The organism is Agromyces sp. CF514, from assembly GCF_900113185.1.
Classification (GTDB): Bacteria; Actinomycetota; Actinomycetes; order Actinomycetales; family Microbacteriaceae; genus Agromyces.
Genome location: NZ_FOZD01000001.1, coordinates 1,094,174 through 1,120,871, shown reverse-complemented (window position 1 = coordinate 1,120,871; position 26,698 = coordinate 1,094,174). Strand labels below are relative to the sequence as shown.

22 protein-coding genes are annotated in these 26,698 nt (G+C 71.6%); 5 read left to right on the top strand and 17 right to left on the bottom strand.

What is annotated here, in order from left to right; genetic code table 11:
- Positions 1-26: 26 nt before the first annotated feature.
- Positions 27-704 (bottom strand): hypothetical protein, encoded by a 678-nt coding sequence (locus tag BM342_RS04855; protein WP_092964331.1) that lies wholly within the window; start codon positions 702-704, stop codon positions 27-29.
- A 202-nt stretch (positions 705-906) separates the two neighbouring features.
- Between BM342_RS04855 and BM342_RS04850 the strand changes: the two genes are divergently transcribed.
- From BM342_RS04850 to BM342_RS04840, 3 genes are all read left to right on the top strand, one after another.
- Positions 907-2,145: a HupE/UreJ family protein gene (locus BM342_RS04850; RefSeq protein ID WP_092964330.1), complete on the top strand. Its 1,239-nt coding sequence runs from the start codon at positions 907-909 to the stop codon at positions 2,143-2,145.
- Positions 2,146-2,382: 237 nt separating this feature from the next.
- Positions 2,383-4,713 carry a purple acid phosphatase family protein gene (locus BM342_RS04845; protein WP_304528490.1) on the top strand — a complete coding sequence of 777 codons (2,331 nt, stop codon included), beginning with the start codon at positions 2,383-2,385 and terminating at the stop codon, positions 4,711-4,713.
- Positions 4,714-4,779: 66 nt separating this feature from the next.
- Positions 4,780-5,889: a WxL protein peptidoglycan domain-containing protein gene (locus BM342_RS04840; RefSeq protein ID WP_218154893.1), complete on the top strand. Its 1,110-nt coding sequence runs from the start codon at positions 4,780-4,782 to the stop codon at positions 5,887-5,889.
- Between the two features lie 104 nt (positions 5,890-5,993).
- On the opposite strand, the gene prpB is transcribed toward BM342_RS04840, so the two are convergent.
- From prpB to BM342_RS04825, 3 genes are all read right to left on the bottom strand, one after another.
- Positions 5,994-6,893: a methylisocitrate lyase gene (gene prpB, locus BM342_RS04835; RefSeq protein WP_092964328.1), complete on the bottom strand. Its 900-nt coding sequence runs from the start codon at positions 6,891-6,893 to the stop codon at positions 5,994-5,996.
- Positions 6,894-7,063: 170 nt separating this feature from the next.
- Entirely contained in the window at positions 7,064-7,723 is a 660-nt protein-coding gene (locus BM342_RS04830) for a pentapeptide repeat-containing protein (protein ID WP_092964327.1), read from the bottom strand.
- A gap of 2 nt (positions 7,724-7,725) precedes the next feature.
- Positions 7,726-7,944 (bottom strand): SCO4848 family membrane protein, encoded by a 219-nt coding sequence (locus tag BM342_RS04825; RefSeq protein ID WP_092964326.1) that lies wholly within the window; start codon positions 7,942-7,944, stop codon positions 7,726-7,728.
- A gap of 48 nt (positions 7,945-7,992) precedes the next feature.
- Between BM342_RS04825 and BM342_RS04820 the strand changes: the two genes are divergently transcribed.
- The gene (locus BM342_RS04820; protein WP_092964325.1) at positions 7,993-8,970 is read left to right on the top strand and encodes an LLM class flavin-dependent oxidoreductase; all 978 of its coding nucleotides are present in this window, start codon (positions 7,993-7,995) and stop codon (positions 8,968-8,970) included.
- Between the two features lie 10 nt (positions 8,971-8,980).
- Here the strand turns inward: BM342_RS04820 and BM342_RS04815 are convergent, their stop codons facing one another.
- From BM342_RS04815 to BM342_RS04775, 9 genes are all read right to left on the bottom strand, one after another.
- On the bottom strand, positions 8,981-9,940 hold the full coding sequence (locus tag BM342_RS04815) for a hypothetical protein (RefSeq protein ID WP_092964324.1): 960 nt from the start codon (positions 9,938-9,940) through the stop codon (positions 8,981-8,983).
- Between the two features lie 112 nt (positions 9,941-10,052).
- Entirely contained in the window at positions 10,053-10,832 is a 780-nt protein-coding gene (locus BM342_RS04810; protein WP_092964323.1) for a PspA/IM30 family protein, read from the bottom strand.
- On the bottom strand, positions 10,829-11,455 hold the full coding sequence (locus BM342_RS04805) for a hypothetical protein (RefSeq protein ID WP_143109759.1): 627 nt from the start codon (positions 11,453-11,455) through the stop codon (positions 10,829-10,831). The genes BM342_RS04810 and BM342_RS04805 overlap by 4 nt, the downstream gene beginning before the upstream one ends.
- A 205-nt stretch (positions 11,456-11,660) precedes the next feature.
- Positions 11,661-12,857 carry an MFS transporter gene (locus BM342_RS04800; RefSeq protein ID WP_092964321.1) on the bottom strand — a complete coding sequence of 399 codons (1,197 nt, stop codon included), beginning with the start codon at positions 12,855-12,857 and terminating at the stop codon, positions 11,661-11,663.
- 26 nt (positions 12,858-12,883) lie between these two features.
- Complete coding sequence (locus tag BM342_RS04795) at positions 12,884-14,980, bottom strand: alpha-galactosidase (RefSeq protein WP_092964320.1); 2,097 nt, start codon at positions 14,978-14,980, stop codon at positions 12,884-12,886.
- A gap of 7 nt (positions 14,981-14,987) precedes the next feature.
- Positions 14,988-16,316, bottom strand: coding sequence for an ABC transporter substrate-binding protein (locus BM342_RS04790; RefSeq protein ID WP_092964319.1), 1,329 nt, complete (start codon positions 16,314-16,316; stop codon positions 14,988-14,990).
- Positions 16,317-16,383: 67 nt separating this feature from the next.
- Positions 16,384-17,292 carry a carbohydrate ABC transporter permease gene (locus BM342_RS04785; RefSeq protein WP_255368524.1) on the bottom strand — a complete coding sequence of 303 codons (909 nt, stop codon included), beginning with the start codon at positions 17,290-17,292 and terminating at the stop codon, positions 16,384-16,386.
- Positions 17,289-18,230 carry a carbohydrate ABC transporter permease gene (locus tag BM342_RS04780; RefSeq protein WP_092964318.1) on the bottom strand — a complete coding sequence of 314 codons (942 nt, stop codon included), beginning with the start codon at positions 18,228-18,230 and terminating at the stop codon, positions 17,289-17,291. Before BM342_RS04780 ends, BM342_RS04785 begins: the two co-directional genes overlap by 4 nt.
- Positions 18,227-20,257: a beta-galactosidase gene (locus tag BM342_RS04775; protein ID WP_092964317.1), complete on the bottom strand. Its 2,031-nt coding sequence runs from the start codon at positions 20,255-20,257 to the stop codon at positions 18,227-18,229. The genes BM342_RS04780 and BM342_RS04775 overlap by 4 nt, the downstream gene beginning before the upstream one ends.
- 156 nt (positions 20,258-20,413) lie before the next feature.
- On the opposite strand from BM342_RS04775, the gene BM342_RS04770 reads away from it, so the two are divergent.
- Complete coding sequence (locus BM342_RS04770; protein ID WP_092966534.1) at positions 20,414-21,433, top strand: LacI family DNA-binding transcriptional regulator; 1,020 nt, start codon at positions 20,414-20,416, stop codon at positions 21,431-21,433.
- A 3-nt stretch (positions 21,434-21,436) separates the two neighbouring features.
- Here the strand turns inward: BM342_RS04770 and BM342_RS04765 are convergent, their stop codons facing one another.
- The 4 genes from BM342_RS04765 to BM342_RS04750 all read right to left on the bottom strand — a co-directional run bounded on the left by BM342_RS04765 (position 21,437) and on the right by BM342_RS04750 (position 26,637).
- Complete coding sequence (locus BM342_RS04765) at positions 21,437-22,654, bottom strand: low temperature requirement protein A (RefSeq protein ID WP_092964316.1); 1,218 nt, start codon at positions 22,652-22,654, stop codon at positions 21,437-21,439.
- Between the two features lie 82 nt (positions 22,655-22,736).
- Positions 22,737-24,758 (bottom strand): beta-galactosidase, encoded by a 2,022-nt coding sequence (locus BM342_RS04760; protein ID WP_092964315.1) that lies wholly within the window; start codon positions 24,756-24,758, stop codon positions 22,737-22,739.
- A 2-nt stretch (positions 24,759-24,760) separates the two neighbouring features.
- Complete coding sequence (locus BM342_RS04755) at positions 24,761-25,684, bottom strand: carbohydrate ABC transporter permease (RefSeq protein ID WP_092964314.1); 924 nt, start codon at positions 25,682-25,684, stop codon at positions 24,761-24,763.
- A complete protein-coding gene (locus BM342_RS04750; RefSeq protein ID WP_092964313.1) occupies positions 25,681-26,637 on the bottom strand; it encodes a carbohydrate ABC transporter permease in 957 nt (318 codons plus the stop codon). Before BM342_RS04750 ends, BM342_RS04755 begins: the two co-directional genes overlap by 4 nt.
- Positions 26,638-26,698: the final 61 nt, after the last annotated feature.

Below are 26,698 nucleotides of genomic sequence, written 5' to 3'. Positions count from 1 at the left end.
GCGGCGCGCCGCGCGAACGACACCGGCTACCCCGTCGGCTCAGGCAACGAGATGACGACGCCGGTCACCCCGTGCAGCACCGCCGCCACGCCCGCAGCGATCGCCGCGGCCGCCCGGTCCGAGGTGACCGCCGCGGCATCCTGCGCGTCGTCGGTGATGCCGGTGCCGCGGAAGGTCGCGCCAGGCCAGATGACCGAGGTGACGTTCTCGGTGGGCTCGCCGAGCTGCGCCCCGACGACGAGATACTGCTGCTCGAGGCTCTGGGCCGTGCCGTACGCGAACTCGTCGACGACCCCGCTCCCCGCGCCGATCACGAGATCTGCGCCGAGAGCGGTCGCCTGCGTGAACCGCTCGCCGAGTTCCGCCGCGTCACCTGCGCCCGGGAGCACCTCGAGTTCGACGCCGGCCTCGCCGGCCCACGATGAGACCGCGGCGACCAGGGTGGCGGTCGCCGGATCGTCGGCAGCGGACACCACGACCGCGCGATAGCCGGGAGGTACCTCGACCCGCTCCCACGAACCGGGCTCGGGCGCGATCGTGGCCTCGGGCGACGGCCTGACGTCGCCGAGGAATCCGGCGTCGAGCTCGCCGATCGCGCTCGCACCAGACACCGCGGGCCGATCCGCACCCGATGCGGCGAGCGCGCACCCGCTCGCGCCGACGAGCATGGCGAGTCCGAGCCCCAGGGCCGCGAGCCCGACCATCCCGATCGGTCCGGAGGGTCGATGCGAAGGGCGGATGCGGGGCGGAAGCACTCGCCGATGCTGCCGCCGCCGCACGACGCGAATCCGACGCCGGAGTGCAGCGGAGGTGAACGGCGGCGGAACGCTCGTCCGTTCGCCTCACGTCCGCTCCACGTTCACCCGGCTGGGGCAGGGTACCCGGCGACCCGAAGGAGTTCCCCCGATGCACCACGCCTCCGACCATGCGATCGCGCGCCGCCCCGTCGGCCGCCTCGCCGCCGCGATCGCACTGCTCGCCGCGCTCGGGATGCTCCTCGTCGCGGGCCCGGCCTCCGCGCACGGCTTCTCGTCGACCGTGTACGTCGAGGCGACGGCGACGGCGACGGGGTTCCGCGCGGACCTCGACCTCGAGTACGACCTGCTCGTCGTCTCGGCCGCCGAGAACGAGCACGACGACGCGTTCTTCGACGACGGGATGTCGCTCTTCGAGACGGGCAGCGAGGCGGAGGCCCTGAACGCCCATACCGAGACCGTGGTCGACTACGTGACCGAGCGCTTCACGGTGTCCGCCGACGGGGTCGCCTGCACGCCCGGCCTTCTGGGCGACCTGGGCGCACACGAGCGCGACGGCGTGCCGTACGCGCAGCTCGCCCTGCGCTTCGCCTGCCCCGGGGCATCCGGAACCGAACCGGTCGTCGCGGTCCGCAGCACGCTCTTCCCCGACGACGAAGGGTACGTCACCGGCACCGAGACGATCCTCGAGTACGCGTTCGGCGATGCGTCGGGCAGCGCGGCGCTCAACGCCGGCGACCCCGAGTTCTCGACTGGGCAGGCACCGGCCGAGCACCTCGGCGAGTTCTTCCTGCTCGGCGCCGAGCACCTGCTCTCGGGGGCCGACCACCTCCTCTTCCTGCTCGCGCTCATCGTCGGATCCCGGCGCCTGCGCGATGTCGTGCTCGCCGCGACGAGCTTCACCATCGCCCACTCCGTGACCTTCCTGCTCGCGGCGGTCGGCGTCGTGAGCGTGCCGGCGTCGATCGTCGAGCCGATCATCGCGCTGTCGATCGCCGTCGTGGCGCTCGTGTACCTCTGGCAGGTGCGGCGACAGCGCGGCCGGGCCCTCGTCGCGCCGACGGCGCCGGCCGATCGTCTCGGCCTCACCCGCACCGACCGGCTCCGGCTGGCCGTGGTCTTCGGCTTCGGGCTGATCCACGGTCTCGGCTTCGCCGGCGCCCTCGGCATCGACGAACCCTGGTCGTGGGCGCTGCTCGGTTCGCTCCTGGTCTTCAACGTCGGCATCGAGGCCGTGCAGATCGCGATCATCCTCGTGGTCTTCCCGGTCCTGGCAGCGATCCGGTCGCGGACTCCGCGCGCCGGGTTGTGGGCGGGCGTGGCCGTCTCCGCGGCCGTCGCGCTCATGGGACTGGCGTGGTTCGTCGAGCGCCTGCTCGGCCTCGGGTGACCCTGCGCGGCATCCGCCGGGGATTCGGCTCCGGGCCATCGACCGTCGGACGGATGTTCAGGTCCGGTTCACGCCGCCGGACCACCGTGGGCCCGCGCACTCCGCGCACCTCACACGCATCCGAAAGGTGTTGCATCCCTTCATGAAGATCACAAGCGAAGCGGGCGGGCGGATGTCCCGTACCTCACGCAGAGCGATCGCGACCGGCACCCTGATCTCGTCGCGGGATCGGTGGCCGTGGGCGCACTCTCGGCCGCCGCGGCCGAACTGCCCGCGACCCTCCTCACCACGGCTTCCGCCTGGAAGTTCTCCGACAACGGCACCGACCCCGCAGCCGGCAACGCGAACTGGCTCGCCTGGACCGTCGCCGGCTACGACGACGCCGCCTGGAAGTCCGGCACCGGCGCCTTCGGAGCGAAGAACGGGGCCGCGGTGCCGAACCTCGGCAGCGGATTCCCCGTGACGACGGTGCTGAACCAGTACCTCGACCCGACCGCGGCGACCAAGGTCGACGTGCCGACGTACCACTTCCGCACCACGTTCGAGCTGACGAACGACCAGCTCGGCGCGATCTCGGGCCTCAGCGGCTCGGTCGTCTACGACGACGCCGTGCAGATCTTCGTGAACGGCACGAAGGTCGCGGGCTTCGCCGACGACCGCGTGAACGCCGCCGACCCGGCGACGCAGAACCTCACCTACGCGGGCAACGGCCTGAGCGACCCCGTGACGAGCGCCTTCACGGTGCCCGACGCGGTGCTGCACTCGGGCACGAACACCGTCGCCATCGCGCTGTACCAGGATCGCGCGACCTCGAGCGACATCTACCTCGACCTGAAGTCGCTCGCCCCCGTCGCCGAGCAGGTGGGCGCCGCGTCGCTCTCCGACCTCGTGCTGGGCGTCGGCTCCGACGAGACCCAGCGCAACCTCGCGTGGTACTCCTCGGCCGACACCGCCCAGGTCGTGCAGTTCGCACCGGCATCCTCGTACACGGGCGGCGTCTTCCCCGCCTCCGCGACGAGCGTCGCGGCGACCGGCGGCCCGACCACGAGCGGCGAGTTCAACCGCTTCGCCACGATCTCGGGGCTCGCCTCGAACACCGCCTACGTGTACCGCGTCGGCGCCGAGGGCGCCTGGTCGGCCGTCGAGTCGTTCCGCACGCAGGACTTCGAGGGCGCCTTCGACCTGCTCTTCTTCGGCGACCCGCAGATCGGCTCGTCGGGCAACGTCGCGAACGACGCGGCGGGCTGGCTCGACACGGTCAACGTGGCCACGCAGACCTACCCCGACGCCGAACTGCTCTTCTCGGCGGGCGACCAGGTCGAGTCGGCGTCGAACGAGGCGCAGTACCAGGCGTTCCTCGGCCCCGACCAGCTTCGCGAGGTGCCGTTCGTCGCGACGAACGGCAACCACGACGTCGGCTCGAAGGCCTACGAGCAGCACTTCAACACCCCGAACACCGACCGCACGGCGGGCGCGGGCACCTCGACGGCCTCGGGCGGCGACTACTGGTTCGTCTACAAGGACGTGCTGTTCATGAACCTGAACTCGAACAGCCGCGACTACAGCACCCACATCCCGTGGATGCAGCGGATCGTGGCCGAGCACGGCGACGAGGCGAAGTGGAAGGTGCTGGCGTTCCACCACTCGATCTACTCGGCCGGCCCGCACGCCACGGACAGCGACGTGGCCGACCGCCGCGCGAACCTCCCGACCGTGATCTCGGACCTCGGCATCGACCTCGTGCTGCAGGGCCACGACCACAGCTACGCACGCAGCTACCTGCTCCGCAACGGCGAGAAGGCGAACGCCGACGAGGCCGCGGGTGCCGACCAGGTCGTCGCCGGCCCGGGCGGCGTGCTCTACGTGACCGCGAACTCCGCCTCGGGCTCGAAGTACTACGGCCTGCAGGCCTCGGGCTTCCCGTGGCTCTCGGTCTCGAACCAGGAGAACGTGCGCAACTACTCGGCCGTCGAGATCAGCGACGCCGCGATCACCGTGAAGACCCTGCGCTCGCAGGCGAGCGGCAGCGCGAAGCCGGTCAACAGCATCGTCGACCAGGTCACCCTGACGCGCGAGGCCGACGACTCCGGCGTCGCGCAGCAGGTGCAGGTCACGGTGCCCCAGGCCGCGGCGGGCGAGTTCGCCTGGAACATCGACGGCACGAACGGCCTCGTCGACCTCGGCACGGCGGTCCAGCAGGCCGACGCCTTCGAGGCGAGCGGTGCGATCAACCCGATCCGCGTCTCCGACACCCGACGGGGTGCGCCCGTCTGGTCGATCTCTGCCCAGGCCGGCGACTTCGCCGCAGGCGGCGAGACCTTCTCGGGCAAGTACCTCGGCTGGACGCCGAAGGTGACCGATGCCGGCGGCGGCGCGACCGCCGGCGCCGCGGTCGGCTCGGGCTTCGATGCGGGCGAAGGCCTCTCGGTCGCCTCGACGCTCGGTTCGGCGGTCGCCGGTCACGCGTTCGGCGCGGCCAAGCTCGGCGCGGACCTGTTCCTGAAGGTCCCGTCGAACATCGCCGAGGGCACCTACACCGCGAAGCTCACCCTCACGGCGCTGAGCTAGTCGTTCCCCGGCCGGGGCGGGCGACCCCGCCCCGGCCTCCCGCACTCCAGATCCAACGAGGACCCCATGTACGAACTCCACCCGTCGACCGCAGCACGAGCCGGCCGCCCGAGCCCCGCGCGCCGCATGGCGAACCGCTCCCTCACCGCTCTCGCCGTCATGGCGGCACTCGCCGCACTCGCCGGTGTCGCGGCAGCGCCGGCGGCAGCGGCCGACGACCCGGTCGGCTGGGGCGTGCGCACCGCGTCGAACGCCCTGGGCGCCGAGCGGGCGAACTACGCCTACGTGCTCGACCCCGGCACCGCCCTCGAGGACGCGATCGTGGTGACCAACAACGACGACGTCGCGGTCGACCTCGACCTGTCGGCCGCCGACGGCTTCACGACCGAGACGGGCGTGCTCGACCTCGTGACCTCGGACACCCCGTCGACCGCGGTCGGCGCGTGGATCACGCTGTCGGCGATGTCGGTGCACCTCGAGGCCGGCGAGTCCGCCGAGATCCCGTTCCGCGTCGAAGTCCCGGATGGGATCGCTCCCGGCGATTACTCGGGCGGCATCGTGACCTCGCTTCCGGTGCCCGACGCCTCGTCGGGCGTGAGCGTCGACCGACGCCTCGGCATCCGGGTGCAGCTGCGCGTCGGCGGCGAGCTCGCTCCCGCGCTCGCGATCGAGGATCTGCGCGTCGAGTACTCCGGCAGCGTCGACCCGTTCGCAGCGGGATCGGCCACCGTCACGTACACCGTGCACAACACGGGCAACGCGCGGCTCGCTGCCGGCCAGGCGATCGCCGTGGCCGGGCCGTTCGGCATGCTCCGCGTCGACGCGGCCGGCCTCGATCCGCTGCCGGAACTACTGCCGGGCGACACCTGGGACGTCACGGCGACTGTGCCCGGCGTCGTGCCGACCGGACTCCTGACCGCGACCGTCGACCTCTCGCCGCGGCTCCCGGCCGAGGGAAGCACGACCGCCAACGCGCCGCTGCCTCCGGTGCAGGCGACCGCCACCGCATGGGCCGTGCCGTGGACACTGCTCGTCCTCGCGCTCGTGCTGGCGACGGCCGCGATCCTCGTCGTGGTGCAGCGGCGGCGACGCAAACGCCGCGAGGCCGCGCGCATCGATGCGGCCGTCGCCGACGCCCTGCAGCAGCGCGAGGCCGAGCGGACCCCGGTGGCCTAGGCCGACCGACGGCCAGGGGACACGCAGCCGACGCGAGTGAGGGGCGGATGCCGCGGCATCCGCCCCTCACGTGACTGCGGGTGCGGCCCGCAGGCGCGGGGCCCTCAGCGGGCGATCTGGAAGTTGAACACGTCCTGGTCGAAGTGGTTGTACGCCTCGTAGTCGACGAGGTCGTAGAGGTCGGCGCGGTGCTGCATCTCGCCGAGCTTCGAGGTGAGGTGGCCCTCCTCGATGATCGTGTCGAGGCCTCGGCCCGCGGCGCCCATGGCGATGCGCAGCAGCGAGACCGGCCAGATCACGATGTTGACGCCGACGTCGCGCAGCTGGTCGACCGAGAACAGGTCGCTCTTGCCGAACTCGGTCATGTTGGCGAGGATCGGCACGTCGAGCGCCTTGCGCATCGCCTCGAACTCGCCGAGGTCGCGCATCGCCTCCGGGAAGATCGCGTCGGCGCCGGCGTCGACGAGCGCCTTAGCCCGGTCGATCGCCGCGTCGAGCCCCTCGACGGCGCGGATGTCGGTGCGCGCCATGATGAGGAAGTTCGGGTCGCGACGGGCATCGGCCGCCGCGCGGATGCGCTTGATCGCGGTGTCCTCGTCGACGACCTGCTTGCCGTCGAGGTGGCCGCAGCGCTTGGGGTTGATCTGGTCCTCGATGTGGGTGCCCGCGATGCCGGCATCTTCGAGGGTCTGGATCGTGCGCGCCACGTTCATCGGCTCGCCGAAGCCCGTGTCGGCGTCGATGATGGCGGGCAGTTCGGTCATCCGCGCGATCTGCTGACCGCGACCCGCGACCTCGGTGAGGGTCGTGAGCCCGATGTCGGGCAGCCCGAGATCCGCCGCGAGCACGGCGCCCGAGATGTAGACGCCCTCGAAGCCCTTGCGTTCGATGAGACGGGCCGAGAGCGGGTTGAACGCGCCGGGGAACCTCAGCAGCTCGCCCGACGAGAGGCGCTCGCGGAACAGTCGTCGCTTCTCGGCGGCAGGAGTCTGGGCGTAGAGCATCGAAGGCGTCCTCTCGTGGGTGCACCCGGCACCGCTCGTCGGGCCGCGGGTGCACTGCTCAGGCTACCCGCCCGGTGGGGCCCTGCCGCCGATCGGATCGGAGCCGGGCCGGGGCGAGGCCGCGGCCGGTGCGAGGCCGCGGGCGTGCCGGGGGCAGCGCCCGCCCGCCGTCAGCCGACGATGCGGATGCCGAGGTGCTCGGCCAGCCGCGTGGCGATGAGCGCGACCTGCAGCTCGTCCATGATCACCCCGGAGAGCCCGCCGACCCCGGTCACGTCGAAGTCGAGACCGCGCAGGTCGACGTCGACCAGGCGGGCGTCGGTCGCGTCGAGCGCACGTACCTCGGATGCCGCGAACGCCACCCGCTCCGCCCGCGCGCCGCCCAGGTCGAGCTCCTCGATCGTGCAGTCGGTGAAGAGCACGTCGCGCACGGTCGCCCCGCGGAGGTTCACGAAACCGAGCTTGCACCCGACGAAGTGCACCGACTGCCACGTGCTCTCGAAGAACTCGACCGAACCGAGGCGCGTGTTCGACACGACCACGTCTCGAAGGGTCGAGCGCGGCGCGCGCAGCACGGGAGCGTCCCAACGGTCGAACACCGACTCCGCGACATCCGCGCCGCGCAGGTGCACGTCGCGGGCGGTGACGTCGGAGATCTCGGACTCGCGCAGGCGCAGCCCGGTGAGGTCGCGTTCGGAGAGGTCGCCGCCGGCGATGCGCACGCCCTCGAGGTCGGCGCCCGAGACGAGCGCCGCGGCATCCGCATCGTCGAGATCGGGCAGCGCGATGCGGTCGATGCGCGGGGAACCGGAGCGGGACTGCCTCGCCATGATCAGAGCAGCACGATCACGCCGACGACGACGGATGCCGCGGCCAGCACGAGTGCGATCGAGATGAGCACCACGTGCACGGTGTAGAACGGCGTGCGACGGCCGTCGGCGTCGCGGGCCCTGGGGTCGTTCGCGATGCGCGGGTAGAACCGCGGCCAGACGATCGCGTTGAAGGCGGCGTTGACGAAGAGCAGCACGGCTGCGAGCACGAGGGACGACACCGCTCGATCCTAGGTCGCCACCCTCGGGGCGTCTGTCAGGATGGTGCTGTGAACGCTCCCATCGACGCCGGCGTCGGCGTGCTCCTGCCCCGTGACCTCCCGATCGACCAGGTGCTGCCCTACGCGCGCCGGGCCGAGGAACTCGGCTTCGACGAGGTGTGGCTGGTCGAGGACCTCGGGTTCCGCGGCGGCCTCGCGCAGACGGGGGCCGTGCTCGCGGCGACCGAGCGCATCACCGTCGGCGTCGGCATCCTGCCCGCAGGGGCTCGCAATGCGGCCTTCACCGCCATGGAGCTGAACACGCTCGCGCTCATGTTCCCCGGACGGTTCGTCGCCGGAATCGGGCACGGCATGCCCGCCTGGATGCGGCAGGTCGGCGCATGGCCGAAGAGCACGCTCACGCTGCTCGGCGAGTACACGACCGCCGTGCGCGCACTGCTTCGCGGTGAACCCGGACCCGCTGCGGGTCGCTACGTCGACGTCGAGGCCGTCGAACTCGTCGAGCCCGCCCCGGTCGTGCCCCCGGTGATCCTCGGCGTCCGCGGCCCGAAGTCGCTCGCGGTCGCCGGCGCCACCGCAGACGGGGTCGTGCTCGCCGAGCCCGCCGCTCCCCCGTACATCGCCGCTGCGATCGAGCAGGTGCGGAGCGGGGCGACGGATGCCACGGCGCCGCTGGTCGTGACCTACGACGTCGCCGCGGTCGACGCCGACCCCGCCGCCGCGCTCGCCCGCGTGCGCCCGGGGCTCGCGTGGTACGGGGAGCCCGACTGGGCGCCGCACCTCGTCGGGCAGCCCTTCGCCGAGGACCTCGCGCGCCTGCGGGCGACCTGCTCGTCGCCCGAGGAGTTCGCGCGGCGACTGCCCGACGAGTGGGTCGCCGAACTCGCCCTCGTCGGCACCGCCGAGCAGGTTCGCGAGCGCATCGCCGCGCGACATGCCGCCGGCGCGACCAGCGTCGTGCTCACGCCCGTCGGAGACGACCGGCTCGGCGAGCTCGAACGCTTCGCCGAGGTGCTGCCCGGCTGATCGCGATCGCTCAGCCCGGCAGCGGACCTGGCCCGTGCGGGATCGACGTGTCGGCCGATTCGGGATCGCAGTGCAGCGCCGAGAGGTTGGTGCCGTCCATGACCGAATACGTGTACGGGAACGGGTAGTCGAGGGTGATCGTGCCGGGCGCCATCCAGAGATCGAAGACGTGGCCCCATGTGCCGGCGGGGCAGCTCGACACGTAGGCCCCCAGCGTGGTGACCACCAGCGGCTGCGGGCACCACGGCGTCGACGTCGTCGAGTCGGCGCAGTCGATGAGTGGGCCGGGCCCGCCGTCGGAGGAGCCGCCGTCGGAGTCGCTCTCGGCCTCTTCGGCGGCTTCGGCCGCAGCTCGCGCGACCGCCTCGGCGTGACTCGCCTCCGCTGCCTCGACGCGCGCCCGCATCGGGGCGAACCCGGCCGCGAGCGCCGCACGCTCGGAAGCGGACGCCGCGCGCACCGCCGCGACCGCGTCGCGCGCGCGCTGCGCGAGCGCGGCGTCCGCCGACGCCGCCGCGGCGATGCGCGCGTCGGCGTTCGCCGCGAATCGTTCGACGATGCCCGGGAGCGCCTCCCGCACGACCGCCGTCGCGGCCACGACGTCGGAGGTCTCGTCGCCCGAGAGTGCCGCGTCGAGCGCGGCGATCGCCTTGCGCGCATCGGCGAGGATCGCGGCATCGGCGAAGCCGTCGAGCTGCTTCACCGCGGCACGCAGCGGAACCACCGCGTCGAGTGCGCCTCGGCGCGCACCGGCGAGCGCCGTCGAGACGACGTAATCGCGCTCGGCCGAGTAGACGACGACCGGCTCGGCGGGATCGGCGGCCTCGGCGTTCTCGGGCGCGATGATCGTGAACCCGACCCAGAGGCCGAAGGTGATGAGCAGCACCGCGAGCACAGGGGCGACATCGCGGACGAGGACCTGCTTGAGCGGCGTTCGAGCGCGTTCGGGCGCGTTCGGTGCTTCCGGCATCGGGGCTCCGTCGAGGTAGGGGTTCGGGTTCCGCGCGAGCGCGGCGGGCCGAGCCTACCGGTGCGCGGCGCCACGGCGCCAGCCGCGAACCCCCCGGGACCCGCCGGCCCCGCTAACGGCCCTGCCCGATGCCCAACCAGCCGCCCGCGGCATCCGATCGCCCTGCTGCATCCGCTCCGGATGCCGGTGCGCCGCCCTTCATGGCCTGCAGCTGGCGCTCGATCTCGGCCTGCGCCGAGATGACGGCGAGCTGGCGCTCGATGTCGGCGTCGGGGGCGGCGGTGAGGTCGGTCAGGGCGCCGCTCGCGAGCAGTTCGTCGGTCGCGGCCGCGCGCGCCTGCATCTGGGCGACGCGGTCGCGGGCGCGGTCGAGGCTCGAGCCGACATCCTCGATGGAGTTGCTGATGCCCGAGACGGCCTCGTTCGCCTTCACCTGCGCGGCGGATGCCGTGTACGTGGCCTTGATCGTCTCCTTCTCGATGCGGAAGGCGGCGACCTGGTCGGTGAGGCGTCGTTCTCGCTCCTGCAGCTGCGCGGTCTGGCGGTCGAGCGCGGTGAACTGCTGCTGCAACGCCGCGACCTGGCTCTCGAGCATCGCCCGGCGCTCGAGAGCGGCTCTCGCGAGGTCTTCACGGCCCTGCGCGAGCGCCTCGGAGGCCTGGGATCCGAGGCGCTGGTAACGCGCGCCCATCTCCTCGCCCTGCAATTCGATGCGCTTCTTCGCGGTCGCGACGTCGGCCACCGCGACCCGGACCTGCTGGAGCAGCTTCACCTGCTGGTCGTAGCTGTCGTCGAGGGTCTCTCGCGGGTCCTCGATGCGATCGAGCGCCTTCGTGGTCTTGCTGCGGAAGATCGTGCGCACCCGCGCGGAGTTGCTGCTACTGCTGCTCATGGTCGGTTCCCCTCGTCTCGAACGGTTGAAGTCGTGGTCTGCGGCCGGAACGCGGCCGCTGCGCGCCCGCCGTCGCGGCGATTGAGCGCCTGCAGTTCGTCGATACCCGCACGCAGGGCCGCGACCTCGCGGTCGACCTCCGACCTGAGCGCGGCCAGCGAATCGTCGGTCGTTCCGGAGAGGCCGGATGCCACGGCGGACCGCACGTGGCGAACGAGCTGCTCGACCTGGTCGACGCGTTCACGTGCGGCGGCGCGTTCCCGGGCGAGCACGGCCTGGTCGCGTTCGGACTCGAGGAGCCGGAGCTGCAGGTCGAGCACGGCGCCCTCGTCGCGGATGCGCCCGAACAGGCGAGGCAGCTCGCCGCGGCTCGTGGACACGAGTTCGATGGCCGCTGCTCCGCTGCGCAGCGACTCGTCGAGGCGGACGCGCAGCGCGAGCACCTCGCGCTGCGGGCCGCGGCTCACGCGCGCCCTCGCCCGCAGGGCCGCGCCGCTCGCGACCCGCTCGCGCCGCACCCGGCGCACGACGGCTCGCACGACGAGCACGAACGTCACCACGACCGCGATCGAGAGCAGCACGATGCCCCCGAGCACGCTCAGCACGACTTCGATGCCGGTCACGAGCACCACCCCCTGCCTCTGGACGCCATCATCGCAAGACGCGATATAACGCGTGTCGTCACGCTACCCCCGAATCGCCCGATCCGGGAGTGCCTGAAGCTGATTCGCAGGATCGACCAGCGTTCGCGCACGTCTCGCGAACGCCTCGTGCTCGTCTCGCGCTCGTCTCGTGCTCGTCTCGCGCTCGCCTTCCGAACGACCGGTGTCAGCCCGGCATCGACGGGAACGCGCGACGGGCGAGCAGCACGACCAGCGCGCCGACGAGCACCAGGGCGGCGCCGCAGAACGGCACCCAGCCGAGCCCCGCACCGGCGAGCACCGCTCCGCCCAGCGCCGCTCCGCCCCCGATGCCGACGTTCGCGGTGGCGTTCACGAGCGCGCCGATGACGTCGGGAGTCGCGCCGCGGGTGCGGATCGCCGCAGTCTGGAAGCTCGACGCCACCGCACCGACGCCGACCGCCCACAGCACGGACGCCGCCAGCATCCCCACGAGGTTCGGGAACGTGAAGCCGAGCGCGGCCAGACCCAGCACGATGGCCGCGAGCGCGACCAGGAGGCTGGCGCGAGGGCGGCGATCGAGCGTGACGCCGGCGAACCAGGTGCCGGCGAGGCCGAGGCCGCCGAGCACGAGCAGCACGGGGCCGACCCCGCTCGCCGAGAGGCCCGCCGCGAGCAGGACGACGGCCACGTACGTGTAGAAGGTGTACTGCCCGAGGTAGACGAGTGCGTTCGCGGTCGAGACCATGGCGAGCCGTCCGCGACGCTCCCGCCGCTCCGGATCGGCCCCGACGGCGGCCGGTTCGACCTCGACCGACGGCAGGAGCAGCCAGACGAGCAGGAGCGCGGCGGCGCAGGCGAGGGCGAGCGTCGCGAATGCGACCCGCCACCCGACCGCGGTGCCGAGCGAGGTCGAGAGGGGAACGCCCAGCACGAAGCCGGCCGATGCGCCGGCCGTCACGAGCGCGAGCGCGCGCCCGGTGTGGGCGGCGTGCACGAGCCGCGAGCCGTAGGCGATGCTCAGCGAGAAGAACAGCGCGTGCGCGATGCCGCCGAGTGCGCGGCCGGCCGCGACGACGGCGAAGGTCGAGGCCAGGGCGACGACGACGTTGCTCGCCGTGTAGGCGGCGATGGTGCCGAGGAGCAGGCCCTTGCGGGGCAACCGCCGGGTCCAGAGGGTCAACGGCACCGCGAGCGTCGCGACCATGAACGCGTACACCGTCACGAGCAGCCCGGCGATCGACTCCGAGACGCCGAGCTTTTCGCCCATCGCTGGCAGCACGCCGACCGGCAGCATCTCGGTCGTCACCGCGAGGAACGTCGCGACCGTGAGCGCGAGGATGCCGCCTGCGGCGTCGCGCACGGTTCCGGGACGCCGCGTCGTCGCGTCGCGTGAGGCTTCCATGGTGCGAGGCTACCGAGCCGGGCGGCTCAGACCGCCGTGACCTCGAGCAGCAACGCGTTCTCGGGGGCGAGCAACGGCATGGCGAGCCCGGTCTCGCCGAGCACCCGCCCCGACAGCACGACCTCGCCCGCCGCCCACCAGGGCGGGGGCGCGTCGGCGATCACGGGCGGCGGCCCGCCGACCTCGACGGGGCGCACGCGGTAGCGGCGGTCTGGGTCGAGTCCCGGGATGCGAGCGGGTGCGGGCAGTGCCGTCTCCGCCGAGTCCAGCGCGACGCGCGCGTACAGCGCCCGCGATCCGTCGGGAGCCACCACCCCGTGCCCGAGCACGCCCGGGTCGGCGTCGTCGCCGCGCACGACGACGCCCGAGTGCAGGAACCCGCGCTCGCGCTTGAACAGCGCGATCCAGCCGGCGACGGCCTCGCGCTCGTGCGGGGCCGCCTCGGCGAGGTTCCACTCGATGCCGGCGGACCCGAACAGGGCCGTGATCATGCGGAACGACAGCGAGGAGCTCCGGCCCGTGGTGTGCGCGTGCGCGGCACCGAGGTGGCCGCCGAGATACTCGGGGGGCACGACGAGCGACGTGAAGCGTTGGATCCGCTGCCGCACGAGCGGGTCGTTGGTGTCGCTCGTCCAGACGCGTTCGACGCGCTCGAGCACGCCGAGGTCGATGCGCGCCCCACCCGAGGCGCACGACTCGATCTCGACCTCGGGGTGCGCGGCCCGCACCGCGTCGACGAGCCGGAGGAACGCCCGCGTCTGCCGGTGCGCATCGATCGCGAGCAGGTCGCGGTTGTGATCCCACTTGAGGGAGGCGATCGGGTGCTCGGAGAGCAGCGCGTCGAGGCGCTCGAACAGGTACGCGAAGGCCGCCGGGTTCGCGAGGTCGAGCGTGTTCTGCCACCGCCAGGTGGGGGCGCCGACGGGCTGCAGCACCCAGTCGGGGTGCTCGCGGGCCACGTCGGAGTCGCGGCTGACCATCTCGGGCTCGACCCAGAGGCCGAAGTCCATTCCCGCCGCGACCACGCGGTCGATGAGCGGCCCCAGCCCGTCGGGCCAGGTCCCGGCGTCGACGAACCAGTCGCCGAGGGCACGACGGTCGTCGGTCCGGCCGCGGAACCAGCCGTCGTCGAGCACGAACCGCTCGACGCCGACCTCGGCGGCCGCGTCGATGAGCGGCTGCAGGCCGTCGAGCGACTGGTCGAAGTACACGGCTTCCCAGGTGTTGAGCACCACCGGGCGCGGGCGGTCGATCGTCGACCACGAGCGCACCCACGGGTGCAGTCGCGCCGAGACCCCGTCGAGTCCGGCGTCCGACCAGGCGAGCACGAGCCAGGGCGCGTCGTACGTCTCGCCTTCGGCGAGCACGACCTCCCCCAGGCCGAGCAGCTCGCCGCCGCCGATCGTCGTCGGGCCGAGCGCGCTGCGTTCGAACCAGAGGGCGCGATCGCCGCTCCACGCGACATGCGCCGCCCAGACCTCGCCCGTGCGGAAGCCGAAGCCCGGAGTGCCGGCCGCGAGCAGGAACGCGTCGTCGTGCCCGGGACGGCCGTGCCGCGACTCGCGCGTCCACACGCCGTGCCCGGGGGTGAGGCGCTGCGGGCGGCGTTCGTTCGCCCAGAGCCCCGAGAAGTCGAGCAGCTCACGGGCGCGATCCGGCACCGGCACGACGGATGCCGCGGCGCCGAGGTGCAGCGTCGCCTCGCCCACGTTCGTCACCACGTGACGCATGCGCAGCACGCCCTGGGGGGTGAGCTCGAGGGCGATGGCGAGATCGACGGATGCCGCGGCATCCGTCACCGAGATCGCGAGCCGGTCACCGGCGGAGTCGGCGATACGTTCGCACGAGCGCAGTGCGAGCGCGAGGTCGACGGGGCGTTCGCCGGCGACCGCGAGGCCGGGGCGGCCGCTCCAGCCGTCGGCGAGCGACGGTGCGAGCGAGAGCCGGAGCGGCACGTCGATCGAGCTCGGCGACACGGCGGGCACGACGGCGTCGGCGAGGGCCGCGAGTGCTGCGTCGTCGAGTTCGCCGAGGTCGCGGCCCCAGTGCACGATCGCGGGCACCCCCGTGCCTCGGGCATCGACGAGCACGCTGACGCCCGAGGCACAGAGGTGGTGGATCATGCCGCGACTACTCCTTGACCGGGATCGACTGCGCCTTCAGCGCGTCGATCGTCGTGGACTGACCGTTCTCGAGCGCCTCGAAGAGCGTGCCCTGGCCGCTCGCGGCGGCCTTGAAGCCGTCGGCGACGTCGGCGTAGGTCTGCGTCATGGTCGGGCCCCACACGAAGTCGGGGTTGACCTGGGTCGCGGCGTCCTTGAACACGTCGTAGATCTTCTGGCCGCCGTAGAACTCGACGCCCTCCTGCAGCGACGGCAGTTCGAGGCCCGCGGTCGTGGCCGGGTAGATGTTCGCCGTCGTGTTGAGGGCGGTGAGGGCCTCGTCGGAGGTGTTCAGCCAGAGTGCGAACTTCGTCGCCTCGTAGAGGTGCTCGCTGCCCTTGAACACGGCGATCGACGAGCCGCCCCAGTTGCCGGCCTTCTCGTCGCCCGCGTTCCACTGCGGGGCGAGCGCGACCGACCACTTGCCCGACGTGTCGGGTGCGCCCGACGCGATCGAGTTCGCGCCCCAGACCGCGGAGTTCCACGACCAGACCTCGCCCGAGTTGTAGGCGTTGTTCCACTCGTCGGTCCAGGCCGGGTACGTCGAGACGAGGTCCTCGTCGATGAGGTCCTGCCAGTAGTCGGCGACGGCCTTCGACTGGTCGCCGGTCAGGTCGACCGTCCACTCGTCGCCGTCGTTGGCGAACCACTGGCCGTCGGCCTGCCAGACGAACCCGGCGAACTGGTTGATGTCGGTCTGCGAGAAGTTGGTGATGTACCCGCCGAGGGCGCGCACCTGCTTCGCCGCCTCCTTGTACTCGTCCCACGTCGTGGGAACGGCGATGCCATTCGCCTCGAACAGGTCGGAGCGGTAGAACAGCGCCATGGGGCCCGAGTCCTGCGGCACGCCGTAGACCTCGTCGTCGGTGCCGAGCGTCACCTGGCCCCAGGTCCACGGCACGAACTCGTCCTTCGCGGCGACGACGTCGGCGCAGGCCGCGAGGTCCTCGAGGCCGTCCTGCACGCGGAAGTTCGGCAGTGCGTCGTACTCGATCTGGCCGAGGTCGGGGGCGTTGCCCGCCTTCAGCTGGTTGAAGAAGTTCTGGTAGGTGCCGCCGTTGCCCGAGGGGCCGGTCTGCACGGTCACCTGGATGTCGGGGTTCTCGTCGTTCCACATCTGCACGGCATCCTCGATGCCCGGGATCCACGAGGTGAACGTGAGGTCGACCTTGCCGTCGCTCGGCGTGCAATCGCCGGCGGCGCTGGTGCCGCCGTCCCCGCTCGCCGTCGAGCATCCGGCCAGTGCGAGCGAGCCGACGAGCGCGAGCGCTGCGAGGGCCTTCTTCGTGTGCTGCATACTGATCCTTCTCTTGGTGGGGATGTCACCCGCACGGCGCGGGCGACATGGGTGGTGCGTTCTGGTGCTACTTGAGCGCGCCGGCTCCGAGCCCGTTGCGCCAATAGCGCTGGAGGGCGAGGAAGGCGACGATGAGGGGGACGATGGAGAGCATCGCCCCGATGAGCACGTAGCTGCGCAGCTCGGGAATCTGGTTGAGCTGCGAGTTCCACGTGTAGAGGCCGAACGTCACCGGGAACAGCTCCTCGCTGCGCAGCATGATGAGCGGCAGGAAGAAGTTGTTCCAGATCGCGACGAACTGGAAGAGGAAGACCGTCACGAGGGCGGGCGACATGAGCCGGATCGACACCGTGAAGAACGTGCGCACCTCGCCGGCGCCGTCGATGCGGCTGGCCTCGATGAGCTCGTCCGGCACGGATGCCGCCGCGAAGATGCGGGTGAGGTAGACGCCGAACGGGCTCACGATCGAGGGCAGGAAGACGGCCCAGAACGTGTTCGTCAGGCCGACCTGGCTGAACATGAGGAACAGGGGAAGCGCGAGGGCCGTTGCCGGGACGAGCACGCCGCCGAGCACGACGTTGAAGATCACCTCCCGACCGGGGAACCGGTACTTGGCCAGGGCGTACCCGCACATGGCCGCGATGAGCGTGCCGATCAGGCCGCCGAGTCCCGCGTACAGCACGCTGTTGCCGAGCCAGCGCCAGTAGACGCCGCCGCGGTAGTCGAAGAGCGCCGCGACGTTGTCGAGGAAGTTGAGGTCCGCGAACCACAGGCCGGGCGTCGTGAGCAGCTGGCCGGGGCTCTTCGTCGACGCGACGAGCAGCCACCAGATCGGCACCAGGAAGTACAGCGTGAACACGCCCATGACCAGCATGGCCGCCGTTCGCGACGTGAGCTTCTCGCGGGGGCCGCGGGCGCGCGGCGCCCCGGCTCCCTTCGGGCCCGTGACTCCGGGCATCGCGGTCGTGGCGGTCATTCGGCGGCATCCTTGCGCTGGGTGATCTTCAGGAACGTGAAGCTGAGGGCGAACGTCGCGAGGGCGAGCACGACCGAGAACGCGGCCGCCAGGCTCGAGTTCGGCACCGACGCCGTGGCGTAGATCGTCATGTTCGGCGTGTACGTGCTGATCACGGCCGACGAGAACGAGGCGAACACCTGCGGCTCGGCGAGCAGCTGGAGCGTGCCGATGATCGAGAACACGGCCGTCAGCAGGATCGCGGGCCGCACGAGCGGGATCTTGATCGACCAGGCGATGCGCATCTGACTCGCGCCGTCGAGCCGCGCGGCCTCGTAGATCTCGGCGGGGATCGACAGCAGCGACGAGTAGATGATGAGCATGTTGTAGCCGACGAACACCCAGGTGACGACGTTCGCGATCGACCACAGCACGAGGTCGGCCCCGAGGAAGTCGATGTTCTTCGTGAGCGCCGTGAACGGCGACAGGTTGGGGCTGAACATGAAGCCCCACATGATGGCCGCGATGACCCCCGGCACGGCATACGGCACGAAGAACGCGAGGCGGAAGAACTTCTTGCCCTTCACGAGCGGCGAGTCGAGCAGGAGCGCGAACAGCAGCGCGAGGCCGAGCATGACCGGCACCTGCACGATGCCGAACGTGAGCACCCGGAGCACGGATGCCCAGAAAGGCCCGTTCTGGAACACCAGCGCGTACTGGGCGAGCCCTCCGAAGACCTCGGTGGCCTGCCCGTAGGTGCCCTCGCGCTCGACCACGAGCAGCGACTGCCAGATCGCCTGCAGGATCGGGATCAGGTAGAAGAGCACGAACAGCACGCCGAACGGGGCGATGAACACGGCGATCGCGGCCTTGTGGGGCACCGGGACCCGGCGGCGCGGCGCCGGCCGGTCCTCGAGCGCCCGTGCGGCGACGTCGACGTTGACGGGAGCGGTGGTCATGCCGCCTCCTCTCTGATGATGCGGATGCCGTAGCCCGGCACGGTCGCGTCGCCGTCGACGGACCCGGTGGTGACGAGGTCGAAGCCGGTCGCGTCGATGACGACCGGTTCGGCTCCGTGGTTGATGGCGAACACGTAGCTCCGGCCGTCTCCTGCACGGCGCAGGATCTCGACCTCGGGGCCCGCGCCGACGGGCCGGCCGACGCCCGCCTCGTCGGCGATGCGTGCGACGAGTCCGCGGTAGTCGGCGGCGTCCGGAGCGGTCGCGAGGTACCACGCGGCACCCGATCCGTGCTCGTTGCGCGTCACGGCGGGCACTCCGGGCACGGGTCCATCGACGAACGCGTCGATCGCCTCGGCCGTGGTGAGCGCCAGGTGCTCGGCCCAGAGCTTCGCCGTCGCGCCCGATGCGAGGCGTGCCTCGTCGCCCGGGCGGAGCGGAGCGAACTCCTCGACGCGGATGCCGAGCAGCTCGGCGAATGCGCCGGGGTAGCCGCCGAGGCGCACGCGGTCGTGCTCGTCGACGATGCCGCTGTAGAACGTGACGAGGGTCGTGCCGCCGGCCGCGACGAACGACTCGAGGTTCGCCGCGGCCGAGTCGGTGACGCTGTAGAGCGCCGGCACGACGACGAGGCGGTACCCCGAGAGGTCGGCGTCAGGGTGCACGACGTCGACCGAGGCGCCGGTTGCACGGAGGGCGGTGTAGGCGGCGTGTACCTGCTCGAGGTACTCCACCGAGTGGCTCGGGCGGTTGTCGGCGTCGGTGGCCCACCAGGCGTCCCAGCTGAAGAGCACGGCCGTGTCGGCGACCACGCGGGTTCCGGTGACCTCGTCGAGGCGGTCCAGGAGGGCCCCGAGCTCGACGACCTCGCGCCACACGTCGCTGTCGGTGCCGGCGTGCGGCAGCAGGGCCGAGTGGAACTTCTCCGAGCCCTGGGCCGAGGCGCGCCACTGGAAGAAGCAGATGCCGTCGGCGCCGCGGGCGATGTGCTGCGCGGCATTGCGCGTCATCTCGCCCCTGGCCTTCGCGATGTTGTGGGGCTGCCAGTTCACGGCGCTGGTCGAGGTCTCCATGAGGATCCACGGCGCGCCGCCCGCGATGCCCCGGGTGAGGTCGGCCGCGAAGGCGAGTTCGGTCGTCGGGTCGGCGAGGCGGTTGTCGAGGTAGTGGTCGTTCGCGACGACGTCCATCTCGGGGGCCCACGAGAAGTAGTCGAGGTTGCGGATGTGAGCCGTGACCATGAAGTTCGTCGTGATCGGCGCCGTGCTGCGGGCGCGGATCACCTCGGCCTCGGCCCGGTAGTAGCCGAGCAGCTCCTCGGAGCTGAACCGGTGGAAGTCGAGCACCTGACCGGGGTTGCGCGTCGAGAGGGTGCGCATGGGCGTCAGGATCTCGGCCCAGTCGTCGTAGCGCTGGCTCCAGAAGCTCGTGCCCCACGCGCGGTTGAGTTCGGCGATGGTGCCGTAACGCTGCTCGAGCCAGCGTCGGAACGACGCCGTGCTCTCGACGCAGTGGCAGAGTGCGTTGTGGCAGCCGAGCTCGTTCGAGACGTGCCAGAGCTCGACGTTCGGGTGCGAGCCGTAGCGATCGGCGACCTGCTCGACGAGGGCGAGGGCGTAGCGACGGAAGACCGGCGACGACGGGCACCAGGCCTGGCGTCCGCCGGGGTACCGGGTCGTGCCGTCGTCGGCGACCGGCAGGATCTCGGGGTGCAGCGTCGTCAGCCACGGCGGCGGCGATGCGGTCGCGGTTCCGAGGTTCACGCGGATGCCGGCGTCGGCGAGCAGGTCCATGACGGTGTCGAGCGCCGCGAAGTCGAAGGTGCCCTTGCGGGGATTGACCTGCGACCAGCCGAAGATGTTGATCGCGACGAGGTCGACCCCGGCCTCGCGCATGAGCCGCACGTCTTCGGGCCAGACCTCCGGGTCCCACTGCTCGGGGTTGTAGTCGCAGCCGAACGCGATGCCGTCGTGACGCCAGGTGGGGCGCGCCGCGCGGTGCTCGGTGTGCTCGGTGTGCGGCTGCATGGTCTCCCCGACTGCGTCGTTGCTTGTTCTGTGAACGTGCACAGAGTCGAGGGCGAAAGCTCCGCGCTGAGATTCTGTGAACGTGCACAGAGTAATCACGGCACGAGCCGGATGTCAAACACGACACCGTTGCGCCCCGCCGGTACAGTGAGCCTCATGCCGGAGAACCCCACCCGTCGCAAGCGCGCAACGGTGCACGACGTCGCCGTCGAGGCGGGCGTCTCCCGGGGCACCGTGAGCCGCGTCGTCAACGGCGAGCGCTACGTCTCCGACGAGGCGCGCAAGGCCATCGAGGCCGCGATCGTGAAGGTCGGCTACGTGCCGAACACGGCCGCGCGAAACCTCGTGATGCAGCGCACGCAGGCCGTCGCGTTCATCGTGCACGAGCCCGGCCCGCTCTTCGTCGAGGACCCCAACATCGGCGAGATCCTGCTCGGCGCGAACGCCGCGCTCTCCGACGCCGACTACCAGATGGCGAGCATCCTCGTCGATTCCGAGCGCGACACCGAGCGCGTCGCGCGGTTCCTGCGCGGCGGCTTCGTCGACGGCGTGGTCATGGTCTCCGCCCGCACGAACGACCCGATCACGCGCGTGATCGAGCAGCTCGAGCTGCCCGCGGCCTTCGTCGGGCACCCGCCGGGCCTCACCGCCGCGTGGGTGGGCATCGACAACGTCGGATCCGCGCGGGCGGTCACCGAGCGACTCGTCGCGACCGGCCGTCGACGCATCGGCATGATCGCGGCGGCGCTCGACCGCGACTCCGGCGTCGACCGCCTGCAGGGCTTCACCGAGGCGCTGGGCGACCGCTTCGACGCCGACCTCGTCGAGTCCGTTCCGCTCTACTCCTACTCGGCGGGTGTCGACGGCATGCGCGCACTCCTCGCGCGACATCCCGACCTCGACGGCGTCTTCGCCGCCTCCGACGCGGTCGCCGCAGGAGCCCTCGAGTCGCTCCGCGAGGCCGGCCGGCGCGTGCCCGAAGACGTCGGCGTCGTCGGCTTCGACGACAGCGCCTGGGCCACGCGCACGCACCCGGCCCTCTCGACCGTGCGCCAGCCCGCCGCCGGCCTCGGCCGCGCCGCCGCCCTCAGCGTGCTCGCGCAGATCCGCGGCGAGGAACCCGCGGTCGACGGCATCATGGTCGAGACCTCGGTCGTCTGGCGCGGGTCGGCCTGAGACTCAGCCGCCGCTGCGACGACCGGTGCGGAGACGCTCGATCGTCTCGCCCGCGGCGGCCGCGACGAGCACGAGCGCCGCGAGCACGCTCATCGGCAGCGGGTCGAGCAGCGGGCTCACGACCGCCAGCACGACGAGCAGGCCGAGGCCGGCGAGTTGCGAGCGCATCCAACGGCCCTCGAGCACGCGACGGAACAGCAGCGTGCCGCCGAGGAACAGCAGCGGGCCGCCGATGACCGTCACCGCTGCCGCCGTGCTCTGCTCGTGCGGATGCGCCAGCACCTCCTTGTCGCCGACGCCCAGCATGACGATGCCCGCGACGATGATCAGGTGCACCCACGAGTACGCGGTGCGGGCCAGCCGCGCGGGCGCCTCGTGCTCGGCGACGGCCTCGGGGCCGACGCGTTCCCCGTGGTCGAAGTAGATCCACCAGCACGCCGCCGCCGCGACGAACGCGGTCACGAGCGCGACGGCCACCTCGATCGAGGCCTCGGCCTCGACGACCTGGAAGCCCGTGACGAGCAGCCCCTCGCCGAGCGCGATGAGCACGAACAGGGCCGAACGCTCGGCGATGTGCGGGCCCGAGACATCCCACGCCCCGACCTCGACCCGGCCGAGCCGGGGAACCGGGTACCCGAGCACGCTGCCGACGAGTTCGACGCCGAGGGCGGCCGCCCAGAACGGCAGCTGGGCCGGCAAGGGCAGCAGCGCGCCGACGAGCCAGAACGCCGATCCAACCGCGGTCCAGACGAGCACGCACGTGAAGTCCGCGGCGAGCGCCGCGTCGTGCCGTGCCGCGGCCAGCACGATGAACACCGCGCGGCCGAGCTGGAGCACGACGTAGGCGATCGCGAACGCCCAGGCCCGATCGCCGAACGCCTCCGCGATCGACACGCTCAGCACGAGCGCGACGAAGGCGAGCGCGATGACGGCGCCGCGCACCGGCAGCTTCACCGGGTCGAGCCAGTTCGTGAGCCAGGTCGTCGAGATCCACGCCCACCACAGCGCGGTGACTGCGAGCGCGCCTTCCAGTGCCCCGAGCGGCGTCTGGTTGGCGGAGAGATACGTGCCGAGCTGCGTCAGCCCGAACACGAACACGAGGTCGAAGAACAGCTCGACGAACGAGACCCGGTCGGCGCGCTCCGAGCCCGAGGGCCTCAGGAGATCGCGGCGGAAGCCGAGGTGCGCCGTGGTGACCCGCCGACCGCCTGCATCGCCCATCGACGCACCACCTCCGCAGCCGAGCGTATCCGCCTCCCCGTCGACTCCGCCCCCGCCGCATCGCCCCTCGCCGGGCGCGCCGTCAGCCGGCCTCGTCGGCGACGACGACCGCGACGCCCTGCGCGGGGAGCCGCAGCCCCGAGGCGGACTCCCCCGTCAGCAGGTCGGTCCCGTCGACGAGCACCTCGGCCTCCTCGGCGCCGTGGTTGATGACGAACAGCGCCGATCCGCGCCGCACGGCCTCGACCTGGCCGCCGCGCGTCGCCGCGGGCGGCAGCTCGATGCCGGCATCGCGCGCCGCCGACTCGGCGATCAGCCGCAGCGCGTCGGGTTCGGGCAGGGTCGCGACGTACCAGGCGCTGCCGCCGTCGGTGCGCCGCCGGGTGACCGCGGGCCATCCGCGCAGGGCGCCGTCATCGAAGGTCGCGAGCGTCTCGGCGTCCTCCACCCGCACGACCTCGCCCCAGACCGTGCCGAGCGCGGCGCCGCCGACGAGCTCGCCGGCGAGCGCCGACGCCGGGGCGACCCTGCCGCCCGCATTCGCGAGGTCGGGAGCGGCCGGGGGTGCGAACTCCTCGATCCAGACGCCGAGGGCGCGGCGCAGCGGCTCGCCGAGATACCCGCCCAGCCGTACATGCAGGTCCTCGTCGAGCACTGCGCTGCCGAATCCGACGATGAGCGTGCCGGTCTCGGCGAAGGCCGCGAGGTTCGTGACCTGCGCGTCCGTCGCGACGAGGTGGGCCGGCACGACGACGAGGTCGTACGCGGTCAGGTCTCCCTCGGCGCGCACGAAGTCGACGACCAGCCCCAACGACGTGAGCGCGCCGTGCCAGGCACCCAGCACCTGCACGTACGGGACATCCGTCGGCGATGCCGGCTGCTCGATCGCCCACCAGCTGTGCCAGTCGAGCGCGATGGCGACGCGCGAGGCCACCCGACCGCCCGCGATGGCCTCGTCGCCCGAGCGGGCCGAGAGGGCGGCGAGCTCCCCGCCGAGCTGCTCGACCTCGCGCCACACGCGCGTGTCGGTGCCCGCGTGCGGCACGAGCCCGGAGTGGAACTTCTCCGACCCCGCGGCGGACTGGCGCCACTGGAAGAACAGGATGCCGTCGGCGCCGCGCGCGACCGACTGGTACGACCACGCGCGCATCTGGCCCGGCGCCTTCGCGGCGTTCTGCCTGCGCCAGTTCACGGCGCTCGGCGACTGCTCCATGAGCAGCCAGGGCGCGCCGCCGCCGAGCGAGCGCATGAGATCGCGCACCATCGCGGCGTACGCGGGAGAGTCGGGATCGGCCGGGTCGGGGTAGGTGTCGTCGCTCACGACGTCGACCTCGGTCGCCCACGACCAGTAGTCGACCGGCTTGAAGAACCCCATGAAGTTGGTCGTGACGGGCACCGACGACCGCTCGCGGATGATCGCCTTCTCGGCGCGGAAGCACGCCAGCAGCTCATCGCTCGAGAAGCGATCGAAGTCGAGCAGGTGGGTCGGGTTGCGGAAGGTCGGGGCCGCCCGCGGCGGCTGCACCTCGTCGAACGAGTCGTAGCGCTGCGACCAGAACGCCGTGCCCCACGCGCGGTTCAGCTCGTCGACCGTGCCGTACCGGTCGCGCAGCCACTCGCGGAACGCCGCGGCCGACACGTCGCAGTAGCACCGGCTGACGTGGCATCCGTACTCGTTGTTGATGTGCCACAGCTCGAGCGCGGGGTGGTCGGCGTAGCGCTCGACGATGCGGCGCACGAGCTCGCCCGCCCGCTGGCGGTACACCGGCGAGCTCGGGCAGTACTGCTGGCGGCTGCCGACCGAGAGGGTCACGCCGTCCTCGGTCACGGGCAGGGTCTCGGGATGCCGCGCCGCGAGCCACGGCGGCGGAGAGGCCGTCGCCGTCGCGAGGTCGACCCGGACCCCGCCCGCGTGCAGCAGGTCGAGCACCTCGTCGAGCCACGCGAAGTCGTACTCCCCCGGGCGCGGTTCGAGCCGCGCCCACGAGAACACGCCGACCGTCGCGAGCGAGACGCCCGCCCGTTGCATGAGCTTCACGTCCTCGTCCCAGACGGGCCGCGGCCACTGCTCGGGGTTGTAGTCCCCGCCATACCAGATCGTCATGATCACTCCTTCACGCTTCCGCTGGCCAGCCCGGACTGCCAGTACCGCTGCAGGAACAGGAACGCGAGCACCAGCGGGATGATCGACACCAGCGAGCCCGTGATCACCGTCGAGAACAGCGCCTGCGAGCCGCCGCCCTGGCTGGCGGCCGCCTGCATCTGCGCGAGGCCGACCGTGATGGGGTACAGCTCCGAGCTGTTCAGCATGATCAGCGGCAGGAAGTAGTTGTTCCACGTCGCGACCAGCGAGAAGAGGAACACGGTCACGAGCCCCGGCCCGAGCAGTCGCAACCCCACCTGCCAGAAGATGCGGAACTCGCCCGCGCCGTCGACCCGCGCCGCCTCGATGAGGGTTGCCGGGATCGCGTCGGCCGCGTAGACCCGCATGAGGTAGACGCCGAAGGGGCTGACGAGCGAGGGCACGATGACCGCCCACGGCGTGTTCGTCAGGCCCGCCGCGGTGAACAGCAGGTAGGTCGGCAGCGCGAGGGCCGTGAGCGGGATCATGATCGCGCCGAGGGTCGCGCTGAACAACGCCTTCTTGCCCGGGAAGTCGTACTTCGCGAACGCGTAACCCGCCATGGTGGAGAGCAGTGTCGCGCCGAGGGCCGCACTGATCGAGTACACGAAGGTGTTCCCGAGCCACCGGGCGAACATGCCGTTGCGCACCGTGAACAGCGTCTGCAGGTTCTCCCAGAGGGAGAAGTCGCCGCCGAACCACAGGCCGAACGTCGAGAAGAGCGCGGCGTTGTCCTTGGTCGCGGAGACGATCAGCCACCACAGCGGCAGCACGAAGTACAGCACGCACAGCCAGAGGATCACCGTGAGGAGCGTGCTCCGACGCCGCTCGGGCGCGAACCGGTTGCGGGAACGGCGCGATCCGGTGGCGCCGATGGTCACGGCCGCCCGGGTCTCGGTCGAGGTCATGACAGGCTCCGTTCACGTCGCTCGCGCCGTTGCGCGCCGAGCTGCACGATGTAGGACACGACGGCGATCACGAGTCCGAGCAGGAATGCGATGGATGCCGCGTAGTTGAGCTCCTGGTTCACGAAGGCCAGGTTGTAGGCGTAGAAGTTCGGCGTGTAGGAGTTGATCACCACGTTCGGCGCGATGATCGAGAGCAGGCTCGGCTCGGCGAACAGCTGGAACGACCCGATGATGGAGAAGATGACCGTCAGCATGATCGCCGGGCGGATGGCCGGGATCTTGATGCTCCACGCCATGCGGAACTGGCCCGCTCCGTCGATCTCGGCGGCTTCGTAGAGCTCAGCCGGAATCGACCGCAGGGCCGCGTACATGATGATCATGTTGTAGCCGACGAACTCCCACGTGACGATGTTCATCATCGAGCCGAGCATGTTCTCGGCCGAGAGGAACTCGGGCGTCCCGAGGCCCGCGGCTCGGGCGATCTGCGCGAGCGGACCGAAGTCGGGGCCGTAGAGGTAGCCCCACATGAGCGTCGCGACCACCGCGGGCACGGCGTAGGGCATGTAGATGAGCAACCGGATCGCCTTCGACCCCCGCGCCCGGAAGGTGTCGAGCGCGAGGGCGAAGAAGAGCGCCAGCCCGAGCATGATCGGCACCTGCACGATGAAGAACAGGCCCACCCGGCCGAGGCCCTCGAGGAAGAGCGGGTCGGTGAGCGCCCGCACGTAGTTGCCGAGGCCGTTGAACGCCTGGCCTCCGATGAGCTTGCTCTCGAACAGGCTCAGGTAGCCGGCGTAGACGAGCGGGACGACCAGCATCGTGATGAACACGACGAAGAACGGGACGAGGAACAGGTAGGCGGCCCGGTACTGCCGGCGCTTCGTGGTGCTCGTGCGCCGCCGGGGCGGCGGGGCTGCGGGGCGCTCGGCGGTGAGCGCCTGAGTGGCTGACATGGCGGCTCCTTCTCTTGGCGGGGTCGGGGGATCTCGCGGATGGTGCTGAGGGGAACGGGGC

Excerpts from the sequence above, each read along its gene's own strand:
- BM342_RS04795 (WP_092964320.1), bottom strand. The coding sequence starts at position 14,980 with ATGATCCACCACCTCTGTGCCTCGGGCGTCAGCGTGCTCGTCGATGCC.
- prpB (WP_092964328.1), bottom strand. The coding sequence starts at position 6,893 with ATGCTCTACGCCCAGACTCCTGCCGCCGAGAAGCGACGACTGTTCCGC.
- BM342_RS04855 (WP_092964331.1), bottom strand. The coding sequence starts at position 704 with ATGGTCGGGCTCGCGGCCCTGGGGCTCGGACTCGCCATGCTCGTCGGC.
- BM342_RS04815 (WP_092964324.1), bottom strand. The coding sequence starts at position 9,940 with ATGCCGGAAGCACCGAACGCGCCCGAACGCGCTCGAACGCCGCTCAAG.
- BM342_RS04785 (WP_255368524.1), bottom strand. The coding sequence starts at position 17,292 with ATGACCGCCACGACCGCGATGCCCGGAGTCACGGGCCCGAAGGGAGCC.
- BM342_RS04810 (WP_092964323.1), bottom strand. The coding sequence starts at position 10,832 with ATGAGCAGCAGTAGCAGCAACTCCGCGCGGGTGCGCACGATCTTCCGC.
- BM342_RS04800 (WP_092964321.1), bottom strand. The coding sequence starts at position 12,857 with ATGGAAGCCTCACGCGACGCGACGACGCGGCGTCCCGGAACCGTGCGC.
- BM342_RS04840 (WP_218154893.1), top strand. The coding sequence starts at position 4,780 with ATGTACGAACTCCACCCGTCGACCGCAGCACGAGCCGGCCGCCCGAGC.
- BM342_RS04760 (WP_092964315.1), bottom strand. The coding sequence starts at position 24,758 with ATGACGATCTGGTATGGCGGGGACTACAACCCCGAGCAGTGGCCGCGG.
- BM342_RS04780 (WP_092964318.1), bottom strand. The coding sequence starts at position 18,230 with ATGACCACCGCTCCCGTCAACGTCGACGTCGCCGCACGGGCGCTCGAG.
- BM342_RS04830 (WP_092964327.1), bottom strand. The coding sequence starts at position 7,723 with ATGGCGAGGCAGTCCCGCTCCGGTTCCCCGCGCATCGACCGCATCGCG.
- BM342_RS04775 (WP_092964317.1), bottom strand. The coding sequence starts at position 20,257 with ATGCAGCCGCACACCGAGCACACCGAGCACCGCGCGGCGCGCCCCACC.
- BM342_RS04750 (WP_092964313.1), bottom strand. The coding sequence starts at position 26,637 with ATGTCAGCCACTCAGGCGCTCACCGCCGAGCGCCCCGCAGCCCCGCCG.
- BM342_RS04765 (WP_092964316.1), bottom strand. The coding sequence starts at position 22,654 with ATGGGCGATGCAGGCGGTCGGCGGGTCACCACGGCGCACCTCGGCTTC.
- BM342_RS04770 (WP_092966534.1), top strand. The coding sequence starts at position 20,414 with ATGCCGGAGAACCCCACCCGTCGCAAGCGCGCAACGGTGCACGACGTC.
- BM342_RS04790 (WP_092964319.1), bottom strand. The coding sequence starts at position 16,316 with ATGCAGCACACGAAGAAGGCCCTCGCAGCGCTCGCGCTCGTCGGCTCG.
- BM342_RS04850 (WP_092964330.1), top strand. The coding sequence starts at position 907 with ATGCACCACGCCTCCGACCATGCGATCGCGCGCCGCCCCGTCGGCCGC.
- BM342_RS04755 (WP_092964314.1), bottom strand. The coding sequence starts at position 25,684 with ATGACCTCGACCGAGACCCGGGCGGCCGTGACCATCGGCGCCACCGGA.